This is a genomic window from Acidovorax sp. FW305-C-20-28, assembly GCF_058783375.1.
Map to the genome: position 1 here is coordinate 1 of NZ_JBYSYM010000064.1, position 16,826 is coordinate 16,826.

Genomic DNA, 16,826 nt, shown 5'->3' on the forward strand with positions numbered 1-16,826 from the left:
CCTCGCCCCCGGGCGAGGGGGACACGGGCAGCGGGGTCGCCTTTCTTTTGGGTACTTTTCTTTGGCGAAGCAAAGAAGAAGTACCTCGGCTGCCGGGCCGAGACCCGGCCTCTGCCCTCAGCACAGGCATGCCATCAAAACAGCCGCGCCGGAGCCCCGAATCAAGGCATAAAGCCCCCCCGACACATCACGCATCAATCAACCCCAGCAACCCGCGCGCTGCCCAACCCCAGATTCTCCCGCAGCGTCTTCCCATCGTATTCCGTCCGCGCCAAACCCCTGCGCCGCAGCTCCGGCAACACCAGCTCCGCAAAATCAGTGAGCCCCGTAGGCAACACCGGCGCCATCACATTGAATCCATCGGCACCGCGATGGACGAACCGCTCTTCCAGCTGATCGGCAATCTGCACCGGCGTTCCCACCAGCTGCCAATGCCCCCTCGCCCCCGCCACCCGCAGGTACAGCTGGCGGATGCTCAGGTTCTCGCGCCGCGCAAGCTGCAGGGTCAGCTCCTGCCGGCTCTTGCTGGCATTGGTCTCGGGCAGCTCGGGGATGGGCCCATCGAGGTCATACCCCGACAGGTCCACGCCGCCGGTCAGGCCCGAGATCATCGACAGGCCGAGCACCGGGTCGATCAGCGACTGCAGCTGCTCGAACTTCTCCTGCGCCTCGCTCTCGCTGCGCCCCACCACCGGGAACACGCCCGGCATGACGAGCAGGCTGTCCGGGTCCCGGCCGTGGGCCTCGGCCCGGCCCTTGAGATCGGCATAGAAATCGACGGCATCCTGCAGCGACTGCTGCGCGGTGAATACCACCTCGGCGGTGCGTGCCGCCAGGTCCTTGCCGGCATCGGAAGAGCCCGCCTGCACCACGACCGGCCGACCCTGCGGCGAACGCGCCACATTGAGCGGCCCCTGCACCTGGAAGTGCTTGCCATGGTGGTTGAGCACGTGGCGCCGGGCTGGGTCGAACACCCTGCCGCCCTGCTGGTCCCACAGGAAGGCACCCTCGTCCCAGCTGTTCCATAGGCCCAGCACCACGTCGGCGAACTCGCTGGCGCGCTCGTAGCGCTCGGCGTGCACATAGTGCGTGTCGCGGTTGAAATTGCGCGCCTCGTGTTCGCTCGACGAGGTCACCAGGTTCCAGCCCGAGCGGCCGCCGCTCAGGTGGTCCAGCGAGGCGAACTTGCGCGCGATGTGGAAGGGCTCGTTGAAGCTAGTGGACGCCGTGGCCACCAGGCCGATGTGCGTGGTGACAGCCGACAGTGCGGACAGAAGCGTGAGCGGCTCGAACTGTGAGACATAGCTGTGCGCCGTGCGGCTGAGCACCTCGGGGTCGCTGCCGCGCGTGCCCACACCGTCGGCCAGGAAGATCAGGTCGAAGCGCGCGGCCTCGGCCGCCTGGGCCAGCGCACGGTAGTGGTGGATGTCCAGGCCCGCACCGCGCACCGCATCGGGGTGGCGCCAGGCGGCCAGGTGGTGGCCGGTGGGATAAAGAAAGGCGCCGAAGCGCAGGAATCCGGAACGTTGGGGCATGGAGGAAAAACCCGGGCGTTGGTCGTGCCGTGGGCCTACTTTGCGAGGTACAGGTCGGCGAACGAATCGTTGAGACCGTTGGAGTTGAGGGTGTGGTTGCGCACCTTCCTGTTCGCCACCGTGAGGGGCTGGAAGGCCGTGAGGTTGATCACCGGCAGGTCGCGGTGCACCAGTTGCTGAAAACGCACGAACAGCTCGCGGCGCTTGGCCAGATCGGGTTCGATGGCTGCGGCCTCGAGCAATTGGTCGGCCTCAGGATTGCTGTAGTGGCTGGCGTTGGAAAATCCCAGTCCAGGCTTGAAGTTCTTCGACCAATAGATGCGCTGCACGCCCACCGTCGGATCGAAGTTGTTGTTCAGGTTGTTGACGCTGATGTCGAAGGCCCGGTCGGTATACACCGCCTTGACGAAGCCGCCGAAGTCGTAGGCAGCAATGGTGGCGTCGATGCCCACCTTGCCCAGCGCCTGCCGCAGGAACTCGGCCGTGCGGCGGTTGCCTTCCTGGTAGTAGGGGTTGTAGGTCAGGCGCAGCGCAAAGCGCCTGCCATCGGCCTTGCGGGGAAAGCCGGCCTCGTCCAGCAGCTTGTCGGCCAGGCCCGTGTCGAACTTGTGGTGGCGGATGCCGCTGTCGCTGTACTGCTTGAGCACCGGGCTGATGGGGGTTGGCGAGGGCTGCGCAAAGCCGTACCAGGCCACCTCCACCAGCGCCTTGGCGTCCACCGCATGGGCGATCGCCTGGCGCACCTTCTGGTGGGCCAGTTGCGGGGTGTCCAGGTTGAATTCGAACTGCGACTGGTTGGCCACGTACTCATAGCCTCGGGTCTGCACCTCCAGGTGCGGCAGGCTCTTGATGCGCGCCACATCGCCCAGCGGAACCGGCGAGTCGCCGCTCAGGTCGATCTGCCCGGCCTCCAGGCCCGCGGCGCGTGCGCTCGCATCGGTGACGATGCGCACCACGATGCGGTCCAGGTAGGGCTTGGGCTTGTCCCAGTAGTCGGGGTTGCGCTCCAGGATCACATGGCTGCCCTTGGTCCATTCCTTGAAGACAAAGGGCCCTGTTCCCACGGGCTTGGCGTTGTAGGGGTTGGTGCGCACATCGGTGCCCGCATACAGGTGGCGCGGCACGATGGGCGATTCGCTCGATGCCAGCGCCGTGAGCAGATAGGGCGCGGGCCTGGACAGCACGATGGTGGCCGTGAGCGCATCGGGCGTCTTCACCTCGGTCACATTGGCAAACGTCGCCCGGCCGCGCGGATGGAACTCCTTGAGCGCCAGAATGGAGAAGGCCACGTCGGCCGAGCCGAAGTCCCGGCCATCGTGCCACTTTACGCCCGGGCGCAGCTTGAAGGTGTACTGCAGGCCATCGGGCGACACCGCCCACCCGGTGGCCAGGCGGGGCTGCGGCGCGAGGTCGAAGCCGTAGGCCAGCAGGCCCTCCACCACCTTGGTGCCCACCTTCTGCGGAAAGCCGAAGGTGTTGTCGATGGAGACGATGGTTGCCGACTCGGGCCCGGCCACGAACTGCAGTGTGCCGCCATGTACGGGCTGCTGTTGCGCGCCGACTGGGCCCATGAGCGCCCCCAGGAAAAAGGCGATCGCCCCCCATCGGATTGAACCCCGCCACTGCGGGGGAAGAACAGGGAGATCAGCGGTCAGTGCTTGCATGGCGTTCCTTGGCGGCAAGCCTCACCCTCGGCGAGCGGCCCACGCCGCCTCCGGAGCGAAGCATCGGCAGCCATGCTAGGTGCCGGCCCGCAGGCTGCTTAGACCAATTTCGAGGAATCAAAGACGAAAATTGGCCTGCATGCCGCAGTTGCCCACCCCACGCCCCCGTCCCACGGGGTTCGGACGCACACCACCCCGCTCCATCGGACGATTCCGTCATATGCATCTGGTTGCGCGACCTCCACGGCTCACAGATGATCCGCCGCTCTGGCGCACCACCCGCGCGGTGGCACTGCATTGAAGTGGTAGCCGCACATTCCCCATCCCTTCCTCTCTCTTTTTCTCAGGATCCCACCTTGTTGTCGTTGAAACGCCGTACCGTGCTGGCCAGTGGCGCCGCAGCAGCCCTCACTCCCCTGGCCATGCCCCAGGCCTTTGCGCAGAAGAAGAAAGACAGCCTCGTGATCGGCCTGACGCTGGAGCCCACGGGTCTGGACCCGACCGCCAAGGCGGGCGCGGAGATCGCCGAGGTCGTGCTCTACAACATCTTCGAGACACTCACCAAGATCCAGTCCGACGGCAGCGTCAAGCCGCTGCTGGCCGAAAGCTGGGAGGTCTCGCCCGACCTCAAGACCCTGACCTTCAAGCTGCGCCGGGGCGCCCGGTTCCACAACGGCGAGCCTTTCAATGCACAGGCCGTGAAGTTTGCGTTCGACCGCGCAGGCGGCGACAAGAGCACCAACAAGGACCGGCGCCTGTTCGCCAGCCTGACCACGCGCGTGGTCGACGAGCACACCGTGGTTGTGCTCAGCAAGGACATCGAGCCCGACCTGCTGTTCCTGCTGGGCCAGGCCACGGCCATCATCGTCGAGCCCAAGAGCGCGGACACCAACGAAACCAGGCCCGTGGGCACCGGCCCCTACCAGCTGAGCGCATGGAACAAAGGCTCGCTGATCACGCTGGCCAAGTGGGCGGGCTGGCGCGATGCGGCTGCGGTGCAGATCCCGCGCGTGACCTTCCGTTTCATCTCGGAGCCGGCCGCGCAAACCACTGCGCTGCTGGCGGGCGATGTGGACCTGTTCCCGCATGCCTCGGTGTCGCGCACGCTGCCGCAGTTCGAGCGCGACAAGCGCTTCCAGGTGGTGTTCAACGCCTCGCTGGGCAAGACCATCCTGGCCATCAACAATGCCAGGAAGCCGCTGGACGATGTGCGCGTGCGCCGCGCCATTGCCGCGGCCATCGACCGCAAGGCCGTCATCTCCGCCGCCGTGGACGGCCGGGGCGTTCCCATCGGCAGCCACTACGTGCCTGGCGCGCCCGGCTATGTGGACACCACGGACATCAACCCCTTCGACATCGAAAAGGCCAAGCGCCTGCTGGCCGAGGCTGGCGTGAAGACGCCGCTGGAGCTGAACTTCGTGCTGCCCCCGCCACCCTACGCGCGCCAGGGCGGCGAGCTGATCGCGGCCCAGCTCGCCAAGATCGGCATCATCGCCAAGATCCAGAACGTCGAATGGGCCCAGTGGATCAGCGGTACCTACGGTCAGAAGAACTACGACCTGAGCCTGATCCTGCACGTCGAGCCCTTCGACCTGGCCAACTACACCAAGCCCGAGTACTACTGGGGCTACCAGTCGGCCAAATTCAACCAGCTCTTCGAGAAGACCAAGACCAGCCTGCGTGCCGCCGACCGCCAGCGCTACCTGGGCGAGGCCCAGCGCCTGCTGGCCAAAGACGCGGTGAATGCCTACCTCTACCAGCCGCAATTCATCACCGTGGCGGCGCGCAACCTGCGCGGGCTGTGGAAAGACGCGCCGATCTTCGCGAACGACCTCTCGGCGCTGTCCTGGGGGTGAGGGCTGGCCGTGCCGCTCAGGGCGCCCCAGCCGCATCGGCGTCCCCCAGTAGCCGGTACCCCGGCTCACATAGACCCACATGCTTTGCAACCGGTGCAGCCCGGCCACGAAGGGGTTTTGCAGCGGTACAAACAGGCTCGCAGCCAGAACTGCCCGCCGTGCGTGTGACCCGACAGCTGCAGCACAAACCCCGCCTGCGCAGCGGCCGGCGCACTGTGCGGCTGGTGCGCCAGCAGCACGCGCGTGCGAGGAGCACGGCGGGCCGCAGAGATCTGCAGATGCGGGCAGGGAGCCGGAATATCCAGCCCTTCCCTTGCACAATGGCAGCAAGCGGCAGATCACACCGCTTGGTCGCAGGCGACAGGCCTCGGTGACCAGTTTGCGAAGTTGCGCACCGACATGGCCCTGGCCACCGCCTTGTGACTCGGCAGCCCGCCCCCAACAAATCACATGCCAACCCAGCTGCGAGCTCGACGCCAGAAAGCACAAAGCCGCCTGAGGCGGCTTCAATGACCAACGATCAGTTCACTTCGCATCCATCTTGGCGTAGAGGTGCATTGAGCAACTTCACCTACAGACACATGAGGTTGGAGAACAACCCGGTGGCCGGCGTCAACCCGACCAGCATCGCACAGCCAATGGAGCACAAGAACGCAAAGCTGCTCTTCAAGGTGTACGCGAGGCAAATCGGCAGCCCAGACAAGGGCCGAGAAAAAGTGAAAATGGAGGGACTTCCGGGCAAAAAGAAAAGCCGGCTGATGCCGGCTTCATCTCCCACAAATCTCCCCGAAGTTCCCGACTCTGGTTCCGTCGAGGGGGAGAAAGTGGTAGGCGCGATTGGACTCGAACCAACGACCCCCACCATGTCAAGGTGGTGCTCTAACCAGCTGAGCTACGCGCCTGTGTTGTTCTGTTCGAGACCACGATTATATACACAAAAATTGGGTGCCCTGGAAAGTTGCAGAAAAAAGTTGCCAATGGCCTCTCGCTCGCCATCCAGGGCTCTCTGTACGGCAGGCGGCCTTCACCGCCGCCGTGCCGAGCGCACCCCCTGTACGCCCGCCACGATGCCCAGCACCTTGTTGAGCCGGCCCGAGTCGGCCACCTCCACCGTGAAGGTCATCCACGCCGTGCCCTTGACGGACTGGGTCTGCACGCCGATGACGTTGGTCTTCTCGCGCGCAAACACTTCGGAGATGTCGCGCAGCAGACCCTGGCGGTCAGCGGCCTCCACCGCCACGTCCACGGGGTAGACAGCGGGCTTGTCGGCCGACGAGGCCTTGGGCAGGCCCCAATCCACTTCGATCACGCGCTCGCCATTCTTGGCGGCCATCTCGCGGAAGTTGCTGCAGTCGGAGCGGTGCACGCTCACGCCCTTGCCCCGCGTGACAAAGCCGCGGATGTCGTCCGGCGGCGCGGGCTTGCAGCATTTGGCCAGCTGGGTCATCAGCGAGTCGATGCCCACCACCAGCACACCGCCCTTGGGCGATGACTCGTTGGCGCGCGGCTTTTTCAGCAGCAGGTAGTCATCGGGCTGCTGCGGCGGCTCGGCCGGGCGCAGCACGGTCTCGATGTTGCGCAGCGAGTATTCGTCCTTGCCCACCACCTCGAACAGCGCGTCAGCCGACTTGAAGCCCAGTTGCACCGCCAGGTCGTCGAGCTTGACGGCCGTCTTGCCTTCGCGCTGCAACAGGCGCTCCACCGCCTCGCGGCCGCGGGCGACGGTTTCGTGCGTGGCCTGGGCGTTGAACCAGGCGCGCACCTTGGCCTTGGCGCGGTGGCTGGTGAGGTAGCCGAGCTCGGCGTTGAGCCAGTCGCGCGAGGGGCGCCCCTCCTTCACGGTGACGATCTCCACCGTCTGGCCGTTCTGCAGCGCGGTGTTCAGCGGCACCATCACGCCGTCGACCTTGGCGCCGCGGCAGCGGTGGCCCAGGCTGGTGTGCACGCTGTAGGCAAAGTCCACGGGGGTGGCGCCCTGGGGCAGGTCGACCACGGCAGCCTCGGGGGTCAGCACATAGATGCGGTCTTCGAACAGGCCGTTGCTCTTGTGCGCGGCGCCCGCCAGGTCGCGCTCCCACGCCAGCAGCTGGCGCAGCACGGCGATCTTGGCGTCGTACTCGCCCGTGGCAGACACGCCCACATAGCCCTTGGCGCCCGCCTCCTTGTAGGCCCAGTGCGCGGCCACGCCGTGCTCGGCATGCTCGTGCATGGCCTGGGTGCGGATCTGGATCTCGATGGGCTTGCCGTTGACGTCGTCGCGCACGATGGTGTGCAGCGACTGGTAGCCGTTGGCCTTGGGCTTGGCGATGTAGTCGTCGAACTCCTCCACGATGGGCGAAAAGCGCTGGTGCACCCAGCTCAGCGCGGCATAGCAGTCTTTCACCGTGGGCACCACCACGCGCAGCGCGCGGATGTCATACACCTGGTCGAAGTTGAGCGACTTGCCGCGCATCTTCTTGACGATGCTGTAGATGTGCTTGGGCCGGCCCTGCACGCTGGCGCTGATGCTGCGCGCGCGCAAATCCGATTCGAGCCGCGCGCGCAGCTGCTCCATGTAGACCTCGCGCTCGCCGCGCTTCTCGTCGAGCAGGCGCGCCACCTCCTTGTAGGTGTCGGGCTCCAGGAAGCGGAAGGACAGGTCTTCGAGCTCCCACTTCACCTGCCAGATGCCCAGGCGGTTGGCCAGCTGGGCAAACACCTGCAGCGATTCGCGCGCCACGCTGGGCGCCATGGGGCGCTTGGTGGCCGCGTGGTAGCGCAGGGTCTGCAGGCGCGATGCCAGGCGCAGCATGACCACGCGCAGGTCGCGCGAAAAGGCCAGCAGCATCTTGCGCACGTTCTCGGTCTGCAGGGCCGGGTCGTCCAGCTGCTGCGCGGCGCGCGCCTGCTGCTGCACGCGCACCAGCTTGGTGGTCTCCACCGCCAGCGCGGCGAAGTTGGCACCAAAGGCCTTGGTGATGACCTCTTCGGGCTTGTTCAGGTGCACGCACGAGTACACCAGGTAGCTGGCGGCCTGCATGGCCTCGGAGCCGCCGATGCTCTTGAGGATGGCGGCCACGGCATCCGCATGGGCCAGGGTGTTCTCGCCGGAATCGAGTGTCTCGCTGGCGATCAGCGGCTCGGCAAAGGCCCGGGCACGCGCCAGGGCGTTCACCTGCTCGGGCAGGGTGTGGGCGGTGGCCGCGATCAGCTGGGGCACGGCCTCCGCCGTGCTCAGCGGCGGGCCGGGGGGCGGGGCAAGCGTCTTCATGCGGTGGCGGTGCCTCCGTTCGCCAGCAGGAAGTCTCGCACCACGGCCACCTGGTCGGCCGCCACCAGGGTGGGCGCATGGCCCACGCCTGCAAACTCCACCAACTGCGCCTGCGGGCCGCGCTGGCCCATGGCCTGCGCCGTCTCGTGCGAGAGCAGGTCCGACTGCGCGCCGCGCAGCAGCAAGGTGCGCGCGGTGATCTGGTCGTACAGTTGCCACAGGAAGGCCTCGCCCGCGGCGGCCGCCTCCTGCGTCACGGTGCGGAACGGCACGGCAATGGCCGGGTCATAGTGCAGCGTAACGCCGCCCTCGGGCAGGTTGCGCACCATGGCGCGCGACAGCTCCAGCCACTGGGCCGGCGTGTGCGGGCCAAAGCTGGTGGAGATGGCCCACATGGCATCGGCCGCCTGCTGCAGCGACTCGAATTTGGCCAGAAAACCCAGGTACTGGCCGATGCGCTGCAGCGCCTGCCACTGGATCACCGGGCCCACGTCGTTGAGCACCAGGCGGCGCACCGGCACGGGCAGCGGCAGCTCGGGCTGGCCTGCAATGCCCATGCCGATCAGCCCGCCCATGCTGGTGCCTACCCAGTCCAGGGTGGCAATCGGCGCCTGCTGGTGCAACTGGGCCAGCAGGGCCACCATGTCGGCACCGTACTGGGGAATCTGGTAGCCCATGGGGTCGGCCAGCCAGTCGCTCTGGCCGCGGCCCACCACGTCGGGGCAGACCACGCGCGCGTGCTGGCTCAGCTCGCGTGCCAGCGCGTCGAAATCACGCCCCTGGCGCGACAGGCCGTGCACACAGACGATGACATGGGGGTGGGCCGGGTTGCCCGTGGCGTTCCATTCCCAATACGCCATGCGGTGCTGCGGGCCTGTGACAGGCCTGGCGGCAGCAGGGTCTTGACCGGCGGGCACCGCTGCGGCCCCGGGGCCAGGGCACAGTACGTAGTTCAGCGTAGGTTCTATCATGGGTGCGAAATCCGGTAGCGGCACTTGATAATGCCCGCGTTCAATCGACGTCGGCCAGAAGCATCTGACTCGGCGTTGCCTTCATCCTAATTCATATTTCACTCGGAGTACCTTACATGCTCAAAGGCAAAACCGCCCTCGTCACCGGCTCCACCAGCGGCATCGGCCTGGGTATCGCCAAGGCCCTCGCCCGCCAGGGCGCCAACATCGTCCTGAACGGCTTTGGCGACGTGGACACGCCCCGCGCCGAAGTGCTGGCCGCCGGCAAGGAAGCCGGCGCCCAGGTGGCCTACCACGGTGCCGACATGAGCCGCGTGGCCGACATCGAGGACATGATGAAGTACAGCGCCAGCCAGTTCGGCCGCGTGGACATCCTGGTCAACAACGCGGGTATCCAGCACGTGGCCAATGTGGAAGATTTCCCGGTCGAGAAGTGGGACGCGGTGATCGCCATCAACCTGTCCAGCGCCTTCCACGCATCGCGCCTGGCCCTGCCCGCCATGAAGGCCGCCAACTGGGGCCGCATCATCAACGTGGCCTCGGTCCACGGTCTGGTCGGATCGGCCCAGAAGGCCGCCTATGTGGCCGCCAAGCACGGCATCGTCGGCCTGACCAAGGTGACCGCGCTGGAAAACGCCACCACCGGCGTGACCTGCAACGCCATCTGCCCCGGCTGGGTGCTGACCCCCCTGGTGCAAAAACAGGTGGACGCCAAGGCCGCCGAGCACGGCCTGTCGAACGAAGACGCCAAGAAGCTGCTGCTGGGCGAAAAGGAACCGTCGATGCAGTTCACCACCCCTGAGGAACTGGGCGAACTGGCCGTGTTCTTCTGCTCGGCCGCCGCCAACAATGTGCGCGGCGTGGCGTGGAACATGGATGGGGGTTGGGCGGCGCAGTAAGGAGGAGGCGGGGGCCTCCCCCAACGACCTATCACCCCTCCTTGGGGCAGGAAGCAGGCAAGCCGCTGGTGGGCCACAATTCCACCATGCAAGCCCTGAATTCTGCCGCCCTCACTGCCGCACGCTCCTTCGCCGTGGACATGCATGGCACCCAGATGTATGGCAGCCACCCCTATTCGCATCACCTGGACGCCGTGGCTGCGCTGCTTGTTCCTTATGATGTGCAGGCGCAGGTCGTCGGCTACCTCCATGATGTGGTGGAAGACACTGACGCGACCATTGCCGACGTGCAGTCACGCTTTGGGGAGCATGTTGCAGCGTGCGTGGCACTGCTCACAGACGAGCCAGGGGCCAACCGGAAGGAGCGCAAGGCAAAGACCTATGCCAAGCTGGCTCAGGTCAATGGCCCGCAAGAGCTGGCGCTGATCGTGAAGGCCGCCGACCGCCTTGCGAACGTCAGGGCTTGGGTTTCGGATGGAAACAACAGGCTGCAGGCGCTGTACCGCAGCGAACATGCTGTATTCAGGGACTCCGCATTCCGGCCTGGGCTTTGCAATGGCTTGTGGGCCGAATTGGACCTGCTGCTGGACGGGGGCCCCTCCCAACTGCCGGCCTGAATATGGCGGCAGACCGGCGGTAAACCGCGCAGCAGTTCAGGACCGCAAACACTGCGCCGGCCCGGACCCGGCTTCATCGGGCCGTGCCGAAATCCCCGCAGCAAAGCTCGCGACGCTGGCGTTGCGGATCGGCAGGTAGGTGATGCCGAGCTTGGTGCACAGGCGCTTGAGGTTGGTGGCCGAATCGTGGTTCACACAGTCCACGGGGAAGACCACCAGGTGCGCCCCCGACACGGCCGAGGCCAGCAGGCCCTTGCGGTCCTCGTGCCCGCCATCGTGGCGCTGGAAATCTCCGCCATGGCGCTCCACCAGGCTGCGGATGGCGGGGGTGGAGCTGGGGCGCCCGCCCACATAGAGGATGCGGCGGCCGCGCAGCTGGCCCTCCAGCGCGGCGGCGGGCCGGGCGCCCTCCCCGCTGTCGGTGATGGCTTCGCGCAGTTGGGTCTCTGCCGCATGCAGCTCGCCGCCCAGCACCCGCACATGCCGGCGCAGGTGCTCCAGTTCCTCGCGCAGCTGGCGGGCCTCGGCCTGGGCCGCCTGCGCATCCTGCTCGGCGCGCTCGCGCCGCGCGGTCTGCACGGCCACAAGATCGGCCTGGGCGTGGTGCCGCTGCGAATCGCCGCCCTGGCCATCGCCACCGGCGCGCTGCAACGCGGCCTGGGCGGCCGACAGCTGGCCGTGCGCACCGATCAGGCTGCGCTGCATCTCGCCCAGCTCGCTGGCATGCTCTACCGCTGCCTCCTGCGCGCGCTGCTGCTGGCGCTCCAGGCGCTCGCGCAGCTCCTGGTTCTCGCGCTCCAGCGCCACCAGGCGGCGGATGTCCGCGCGGTTGGCCGCGCCCACCAGGTGCGAAAGCATGTGCACGTCGCCAAAGGCCTTCTGGCGCAGCGCCTGCGTGGCATGGCGGTGCGTGAGCACGGCCCAGTAGGCACCAGGGACCTCGCCGCTGTGCAGGGCCTCGTCCCACTGCGCAGCCAGTGCCTCCGCGTCCCTGGCCTTGGCGAACTGGCGCAGTGCGGCTTCATGCCGCTGGTCCAGAGCCTTGCCCAGGGCCTTGCAAACCGCACCGCCTTCGTTGGCCAGGCCCACGGCCTCATGGTGCAGGGCCAGATCGTCCAGGCCCTTCACGTCGATAAAGCGGCCCATGAGCCTGGCCAGCTCACCCGTGCCCAGGCAGGTGCCGATGATGGAGCAGTGGTAGTGGCCCGGCAGTTGGGCCAGGCGCATGCGCTCGGGGCCGACCTGCGCTGCTGCGCCAGGGGCATGGGGGCCGTGCCCGCCATCGCCACAGCAGGCCTGGGCCGCAGGGGATGGCGCACCGGGCAATGCCCTGGCCGACGCCGCGAGCTGGAAAGGGGGTTTCTGCATATCCGGGAGGGGTGGTGCGATGGTCGCCCCGCAAGCGGTTCGGTCAGCACTCCACCGGAGAAGCGGGCGAGCCCGCCGGCAACGGCAGTGGCACCGATGGCTGGGTGCGGCGGTTCAGCACCTCCGCAATGTCCAGCGCATCCTCGCTGTCGACCAGGAACGAGCACACCCCGCCCGCGCCGGTGGTGAGAGAGAGCACCAGCCGATCCGACCCCAGCTCCGGTTCCACGCGCCATTCCTGCACCGGTGTCACGCGGCGCAGCTGCGCGCCGCCGCCGAGCGAGCGGACCACCGTGTCATGTTCAAGATCGTGCATGGAGGATTCGGAATTTCTGAGAGGCCATGGATTCGATATGTTTTCAAGAATATATTGAAACTTGTGCCATCAGGCAAGCCTGCGAGATCGACCCACCCCGTGGACAATGGCCCCAGCACTGCTCCATCGCGGCGAATGCAAGGAGACCGCATGGGCGCGCAGCGCAACATCGACATGCTCACCCGCTACACGCAGTGGGCCAACCAGCGCCTGTACCAGGCGCTGCAGGCCGTGCCCGAGGCCGAACAGAAAGCCCCCTGCCCTGGCCGCCCCCAGGGCATGGCCGGCGTGCTCGGGCATGTGTACGTCGTCGACCTGATCTGGAAAGCCCACTTGCTGGGCCAAACGCACGGCTTCACCTCGCGCTCCGCGCCTGCCTACATCCCCTGCGCAGAACTCGCCGGCCTGCAGGCGCAAGAGGATGCCTGGTACGCCGGCTACGCCCAATCGCTGACCGGGCAGGACCTGCAGGAGACCGTGGACTTCCGCTTCGTCGATGGCGGCCAGGGCCGCCTCACCCGCGGGGACATGCTGCTGCATGTGGTGAACCACAAGACCTACCACCGCGGCTATGTGGCAGACATGCTCTATGGCCTGGGGCGCAAGCCACCGACCATGGACCTGCCGGTGTTTCTGCGTGATGTGGCGCAGCAGGCGGGTTGACTGACGGCGCCCAGCCGGCCGTCAGTCCATGCGCCCATCGGCACGCACAGCTGGCAGTTCGCCAATCTTCCTGGCGAACCAGCCGATGCGCCCGGTCTCGCGCACATCGAAGCGCGGCACATAGGGCTTGATGTCGAGCACCGGCGTGCCGTCGAGCATGTCGTTGCCGGTGAAGCGCAGAATGCCGCCCGCCTCCACCGCCACCAGGCGCACGATGGACAGGCCGATGCGGTTGGGCCGGGCCGGTGCGCGCGTGGCGAACACGCCATGGCTGGTGTCGTCGAGAAAGGGCACCACCTCCAGCCGCTCGTGCGCGCGGTGCAAATGGGTCAGCAGGATCAGGTAGTCGAAACCTTCGATGTCGCGCAGGCCGGGCCGGAATTCCTCGAACACCTCCACATGCCCGGGCTCGTCGGGCGAACCCGCGGTCTGGATGGGCATGCCCGCCGTTTCGGTGAAGGGGCTGCGGACCAGTCCCAGGGGACGGCAAAGAATGGGGTCCTGCGGGTTCATGGTGCCAACAGCCGGTTCAGGGCCGCGATGTCGGTCGAGGCGGCGGCACGTGCGGCCGCCTCCATGGCGCGGTAGTGCTTGATCACCTGGACGCCCGTGGGCGACAGGCCCGCCCCCCCGCCGTGCGAGCCCCCCTTGGCGGTGGTGACCACCGGTTCGATGAGGGCCCCGTTCATCTCGGACACCAGCTGCCAGGCCCGGCGGTAGGACATGTCGAGCTGGCGCGCAGCGGCCGAGATGCTGCCGGTTTCGGCAATGGTCTCCAGCAGCTGCACCTTGCCGGGGCCGATGGCAATGCTGTCGTCGCGGTAGATGCGCACGCGGAACTGGACTTTGGACTTCATGGCGAAAGCGGGGCGTAAGCGGGGCAACAGGACCACCGAGCGTACCGCATGCAGGCCATACCCCATGCAAAACCATCGTCATGTCAGAATGAACATATCGCCAGAACCATACCGGATACCCCGATGCCTCTGCTCTCCTCGCCAGCCCCGGTGCAGCTCGAAGGCCTGGCCGACCAGCCCTTGCAGCTGGCGACAGAGGAGCTGCGGGCCCTGCCACGCGTGGACCTGGGGCCGACCGACATCGTCTGCATGACCGGGCGGCTGGTGTCACGCGCCGAGGGCTTCGCCGGCGTGCGCCTGAAGGCGGTGCTGGAGCAGGCGGGCCTTGGCACCCGGCACCGGGCCGAGCTCAAGCAAACCCTGGTGCTGTGCCACGGCGCCGACGGCTACCGCGTGATCTTCAGCTGGTACGAACTGTTCAACACCGCCGTGGGCGAGCAGGTGCTGCTCGTCACCGAGCGCGATGGCCTGGCGCTGGGCAAGCCTGCCGACGGGGAGATGGCCCTGATCTCGGCGGCCGACATCTTTCGCGGGCCGCGCCACCTGCACCGGCTGGCGCGCATCGAGATTCTGCGCCTGCCGGACTGACAGCACTTTCGCCGCCCTGTGGCTTTCTTCTTGCATTTCGGCAAGTTTTCGATATGTTTTATAAGATATATCGAATGAGAAAAATGGGACGGAGAGCTGCCTGATGGAGCGAGACAAGCTGGAATGCCTCGTGGCGCTGGGCCAGGAGCGCGACTGGGCGCGTGCGGCCCTGCGCTGCGGCGTGGGCGAAGAACGGCTCCACCAGGTGGTGCGCGCGGCGGAAGACGAGTACGGCCACGCCATCGTTCTGCCTGGCCAGCCGTTTCGGGGCTTCACGCCCGAGGGCGAGCGCGTGTTGATCTGGGCGCAGGACTTCTGTGCAGCCTTCGAGCAGCTCGCGCAGTGCTTTGCCACCTCACGCCGGCGCACCCTGGTGGCGCCCCTGCTGGAGCGCCGCTCGGTGTCGCCCAAGCGCCTGGGTGGCCCCGGCCCCGACTCGCACGACCTGGCCCTGATCGCGCAGGCCGGCCTGCATGCGCCCGACCATGGCGGCCTGCACCCCTGGCGGCTGCTGGAGTTTGCCGGCGGGCAGCGCGCGCAGCTGGCCGACTGTTTCGAGGCAGAAAAGCGGCGCCGCGACCCGCTGGCCCCCGCTGCCGACCTGCAGCGCGCCCGCGAGCATGCGCTGCGCCCGCCGGTGCTGCTGGCCTTCATCGTCTCACCCAAGGCGCGCACGCAAGTGCCCTTGCGCGAGCAGTGGCTGTCGGCTGGTGCCGCCCTGGGCAACATGCTGAATGCCGCCCACCAGTTGGGCTTTGGCGCCATTGTGCTCAGCGGCGAGCGCTGCTTCGACCCGCAACTCAGCGCCGAGCTGGGCCTGCAGCCGGCCGAATCGCTGGCGGGCTTCATCAGCCTGGGGTCGGTGGTGCAAGCACCTCCGGCCAGAAAGTATGCAAGCCCGGAAGACGTCCTGTCCCATTGGCAGCCCCATGGCATCCCTGCGGCCGATGCGCCCCGTTCACCACCCGAAGCCGACCTCGAGATCGACCCCACCCATGACGACAACCACAACCGACACCATTGAAGCCCCCGACCGGCGCGAAGCCACGGGCGCCAAGTTCTCCCCGAGCAGCATGCAGTACGCGCGCAGCCAGTCCTGGCGTGCCGTGGCCCAGATGGCCGACGGCATCCGGCCCGGCATGACGGAGGCGCAGGCCAAAGCGCACGCTGAGGGCGTGCTCAAGCAGATGGGCATGGACCGCATCTGGCACCCGCTGATCGTGCGTTTCGGCGAAGCCACCCTCGCCACATTCAAGGAACGCACCGACCCGGAGCGCGTGCTGGGCGAACAGGACATCTTCTTCATCGATATCGGCCCCGTATGGCAGGGCCATGAGGGCGATGCAGGCGACACCTTCGTGGTGGGTGACGACCCCGAGATGCACGCCTGTGCCCAGGCTGCCAGCACGCTTTGGCATGAGGTGGCCGAGCAATGGCGGCGCGAGAAAACCAGCGGCCAGGCCCTGTATGCTTACGCCGCCGAGCGCGCACGCGCCCTGGGCTGGCGCCTGAACCAGGACATCAAGGGCCACCGTGTCTGCGATTTCCCCCACGCGATCTACAAGGCCGGCAACCTCGGAGACTTCGGCCTGTGCCCCCGCACGGGCCTGTGGATCCTGGAGATCCAGATCGCCCATCCGACGCGCCCCTTCGGCGCGTTCTACGAAGACCTTCTGACAGAGGACGACGCACCGTGACGACACAGCACCCCGCGCCTGCGCAGCCGCTCAGCGGCCAGGGCGACAGCGAGCACCTGTTTTCCTATGGCACCCTGCAGCTGGAGGCCGTGCAACTGTCCACCTTTGGCCGGCGCCTGGCCGGCCAGGCAGACCAGTTGCCGGGCTTTCGGCTGGACCTGCTGGAGATCCAGGACCCGGCCGTCGTGGCCACCAGCGGGCAGACCCACCATCCGGTGCTGGTGCGCTGCGCCGCCGGGGACGCCCCTGGCAGCCCCATCCCGGGCACCGTGTTTGCGATCACCCCGAGCGAGCTGGTGCAGGCCGATGCGTACGAGGTGGCAGACTACCAGCGTGTGCGCGTGACGCTGGTGTCGGGTCGGCAAGCGTGGGTGTATGTGGATGCGGGGGGTGTGGGCGGGGATTGAGGGCGGGGCCGGGAAGTGCTTCCCGCGGCGCGGCGGTTTTGACGGCATGCCTGTGCTGAGTGCGGGAGCCGGGATGTGCGCCCGGCGGCGCACCTACCTTCTTTTGCTTCGTCAAAAGAAGGTAGGCCAAGAAAAGAC

16 protein-coding genes, 1 tRNA gene and 1 pseudogene are annotated in these 16,826 nt (G+C 67.1%); 8 read left to right on the forward strand and 10 right to left on the reverse strand.

Translation table 11 applies throughout. The annotated features are described in order from the left end of the window. Positions 1–194 precede the first annotated feature (194 nt). Both AC3WOH_RS34180 and AC3WOH_RS34185 read right to left on the reverse strand, forming a co-directional pair. Positions 195–1,535, reverse strand: a complete 1,341-nt coding sequence (locus AC3WOH_RS34180) for an LLM class flavin-dependent oxidoreductase (protein ID WP_492233780.1) — start codon at positions 1,533–1,535, stop codon at positions 195–197. A 35-nt stretch (positions 1,536–1,570) separates the two neighbouring features. After that, complete coding sequence (locus AC3WOH_RS34185; RefSeq protein ID WP_492233781.1) at positions 1,571–3,106, reverse strand: ABC transporter substrate-binding protein; 1,536 nt, start codon at positions 3,104–3,106, stop codon at positions 1,571–1,573. Between the two features lie 515 nt (positions 3,107–3,621). Here AC3WOH_RS34185 and AC3WOH_RS34190 point away from each other — a divergent pair. Continuing rightward, on the forward strand, positions 3,622–5,055 hold the full coding sequence (locus AC3WOH_RS34190) for an ABC transporter substrate-binding protein (protein ID WP_492233795.1): 1,434 nt from the start codon (positions 3,622–3,624) through the stop codon (positions 5,053–5,055). Positions 5,056–5,073: 18 nt separating this feature from the next. Here the strand turns inward: AC3WOH_RS34190 and AC3WOH_RS34195 are convergent. The 4 genes and pseudogenes from AC3WOH_RS34195 to AC3WOH_RS34210 all read right to left on the reverse strand — a co-directional run. Then, a pseudogene (locus AC3WOH_RS34195) lies at positions 5,074–5,303 on the reverse strand (metallophosphoesterase); the annotation flags it as partial. Between the two features lie 577 nt (positions 5,304–5,880). Beyond that, positions 5,881–5,957 (reverse strand) — tRNA-Val (locus tag AC3WOH_RS34200). A gap of 122 nt (positions 5,958–6,079) precedes the next feature. Next, positions 6,080–8,305 (reverse strand): RelA/SpoT family protein, encoded by a 2,226-nt coding sequence (locus AC3WOH_RS34205; RefSeq protein ID WP_492233782.1) that lies wholly within the window; start codon positions 8,303–8,305, stop codon positions 6,080–6,082. After that, positions 8,302–9,276, reverse strand: a complete 975-nt coding sequence (locus tag AC3WOH_RS34210; RefSeq protein WP_492233783.1) for an alpha/beta fold hydrolase — start codon at positions 9,274–9,276, stop codon at positions 8,302–8,304. Before AC3WOH_RS34210 ends, AC3WOH_RS34205 begins: the two co-directional genes overlap by 4 nt. A gap of 116 nt (positions 9,277–9,392) precedes the next feature. Here AC3WOH_RS34210 and AC3WOH_RS34215 point away from each other — a divergent pair, with 116 nt between their 5' ends. Continuing rightward, positions 9,393–10,175, forward strand: a complete 783-nt coding sequence (locus AC3WOH_RS34215) for a 3-hydroxybutyrate dehydrogenase (protein ID WP_492233784.1) — start codon at positions 9,393–9,395, stop codon at positions 10,173–10,175. Between the two features lie 41 nt (positions 10,176–10,216). Beyond that, positions 10,217–10,792 (forward strand): HD domain-containing protein, encoded by a 576-nt coding sequence (locus AC3WOH_RS34220; RefSeq protein WP_492233785.1) that lies wholly within the window; start codon positions 10,217–10,219, stop codon positions 10,790–10,792. A 36-nt stretch (positions 10,793–10,828) separates the two neighbouring features. Here AC3WOH_RS34220 and AC3WOH_RS34225 read toward each other — a convergent pair whose 3' ends face one another. Together AC3WOH_RS34225 and AC3WOH_RS34230 are read right to left on the reverse strand one after the other, a co-directional pair. Next, positions 10,829–12,160: a DUF2325 domain-containing protein gene (locus AC3WOH_RS34225; protein ID WP_492233786.1), complete on the reverse strand. Its 1,332-nt coding sequence runs from the start codon at positions 12,158–12,160 to the stop codon at positions 10,829–10,831. Positions 12,161–12,203: 43 nt separating this feature from the next. Then, on the reverse strand, positions 12,204–12,476 hold the full coding sequence (locus AC3WOH_RS34230; RefSeq protein ID WP_492233787.1) for a hypothetical protein: 273 nt from the start codon (positions 12,474–12,476) through the stop codon (positions 12,204–12,206). Positions 12,477–12,626: 150 nt separating this feature from the next. Between AC3WOH_RS34230 and AC3WOH_RS34235 the strand changes: the two genes are divergently transcribed. After that, positions 12,627–13,139 (forward strand): DinB family protein, encoded by a 513-nt coding sequence (locus tag AC3WOH_RS34235; protein ID WP_492233788.1) that lies wholly within the window; start codon positions 12,627–12,629, stop codon positions 13,137–13,139. 21 nt (positions 13,140–13,160) lie between these two features. Here the strand turns inward: AC3WOH_RS34235 and tsaA are convergent, their stop codons facing one another. Both tsaA and AC3WOH_RS34245 read right to left on the reverse strand, forming a co-directional pair. Then, positions 13,161–13,652 carry a tRNA (N6-threonylcarbamoyladenosine(37)-N6)-methyltransferase TrmO gene (gene tsaA, locus AC3WOH_RS34240; RefSeq protein WP_492233789.1) on the reverse strand — a complete coding sequence of 164 codons (492 nt, stop codon included), beginning with the start codon at positions 13,650–13,652 and terminating at the stop codon, positions 13,161–13,163. Beyond that, positions 13,649–13,996, reverse strand: coding sequence for a winged helix-turn-helix domain-containing protein (locus tag AC3WOH_RS34245; RefSeq protein WP_492233790.1), 348 nt, complete (start codon positions 13,994–13,996; stop codon positions 13,649–13,651). The genes tsaA and AC3WOH_RS34245 overlap by 4 nt, the downstream gene beginning before the upstream one ends. Positions 13,997–14,119: 123 nt before the next feature. Here AC3WOH_RS34245 and AC3WOH_RS34250 point away from each other — a divergent pair, with 123 nt between their 5' ends. The 4 genes from AC3WOH_RS34250 to AC3WOH_RS34265 all read left to right on the forward strand — a co-directional run bounded on the left by AC3WOH_RS34250 (position 14,120) and on the right by AC3WOH_RS34265 (position 16,688). After that, positions 14,120–14,584 carry a molybdopterin-dependent oxidoreductase gene (locus tag AC3WOH_RS34250; protein ID WP_492233791.1) on the forward strand — a complete coding sequence of 155 codons (465 nt, stop codon included), beginning with the start codon at positions 14,120–14,122 and terminating at the stop codon, positions 14,582–14,584. Positions 14,585–14,687: 103 nt separating this feature from the next. After that, on the forward strand, positions 14,688–15,608 hold the full coding sequence (locus tag AC3WOH_RS34255) for a nitroreductase family protein (RefSeq protein WP_492233792.1): 921 nt from the start codon (positions 14,688–14,690) through the stop codon (positions 15,606–15,608). After that, positions 15,580–16,281 carry a M24 family metallopeptidase gene (locus AC3WOH_RS34260; protein WP_492233793.1) on the forward strand — a complete coding sequence of 234 codons (702 nt, stop codon included), beginning with the start codon at positions 15,580–15,582 and terminating at the stop codon, positions 16,279–16,281. Before AC3WOH_RS34255 ends, AC3WOH_RS34260 begins: the two co-directional genes overlap by 29 nt. After that, positions 16,278–16,688: a gamma-glutamylcyclotransferase family protein gene (locus AC3WOH_RS34265; protein WP_492233794.1), complete on the forward strand. Its 411-nt coding sequence runs from the start codon at positions 16,278–16,280 to the stop codon at positions 16,686–16,688. The genes AC3WOH_RS34260 and AC3WOH_RS34265 overlap by 4 nt, the downstream gene beginning before the upstream one ends. Positions 16,689–16,826: the final 138 nt, after the last annotated feature.

Bases quoted from the DNA above. Each gene is read 5' to 3' on its own strand.
- AC3WOH_RS34180 (WP_492233780.1), bottom strand. From the start codon at position 1,535: ATGCCCCAACGTTCCGGATTCCTGCGCTTCGGCGCCTTTCTTTATCCC.
- AC3WOH_RS34185 (WP_492233781.1), bottom strand. From the start codon at position 3,106: ATGGGCCCAGTCGGCGCGCAACAGCAGCCCGTACATGGCGGCACACTG.
- AC3WOH_RS34190 (WP_492233795.1), top strand. From the start codon at position 3,622: ATGCCCCAGGCCTTTGCGCAGAAGAAGAAAGACAGCCTCGTGATCGGC.
- AC3WOH_RS34205 (WP_492233782.1), bottom strand. From the start codon at position 8,305: ATGAAGACGCTTGCCCCGCCCCCCGGCCCGCCGCTGAGCACGGCGGAG.
- AC3WOH_RS34210 (WP_492233783.1), bottom strand. From the start codon at position 9,276: ATGATAGAACCTACGCTGAACTACGTACTGTGCCCTGGCCCCGGGGCC.
- AC3WOH_RS34215 (WP_492233784.1), top strand. From the start codon at position 9,393: ATGCTCAAAGGCAAAACCGCCCTCGTCACCGGCTCCACCAGCGGCATC.
- AC3WOH_RS34225 (WP_492233786.1), bottom strand. From the start codon at position 12,160: ATGCAGAAACCCCCTTTCCAGCTCGCGGCGTCGGCCAGGGCATTGCCC.
- AC3WOH_RS34230 (WP_492233787.1), bottom strand. From the start codon at position 12,476: ATGCACGATCTTGAACATGACACGGTGGTCCGCTCGCTCGGCGGCGGC.
- AC3WOH_RS34235 (WP_492233788.1), top strand. From the start codon at position 12,627: ATGGGCGCGCAGCGCAACATCGACATGCTCACCCGCTACACGCAGTGG.
- tsaA (WP_492233789.1), bottom strand. From the start codon at position 13,652: ATGAACCCGCAGGACCCCATTCTTTGCCGTCCCCTGGGACTGGTCCGC.
- AC3WOH_RS34245 (WP_492233790.1), bottom strand. From the start codon at position 13,996: ATGAAGTCCAAAGTCCAGTTCCGCGTGCGCATCTACCGCGACGACAGC.
- AC3WOH_RS34250 (WP_492233791.1), top strand. From the start codon at position 14,120: ATGCCTCTGCTCTCCTCGCCAGCCCCGGTGCAGCTCGAAGGCCTGGCC.
- AC3WOH_RS34255 (WP_492233792.1), top strand. From the start codon at position 14,688: ATGGAGCGAGACAAGCTGGAATGCCTCGTGGCGCTGGGCCAGGAGCGC.
- AC3WOH_RS34260 (WP_492233793.1), top strand. From the start codon at position 15,580: ATGACGACAACCACAACCGACACCATTGAAGCCCCCGACCGGCGCGAA.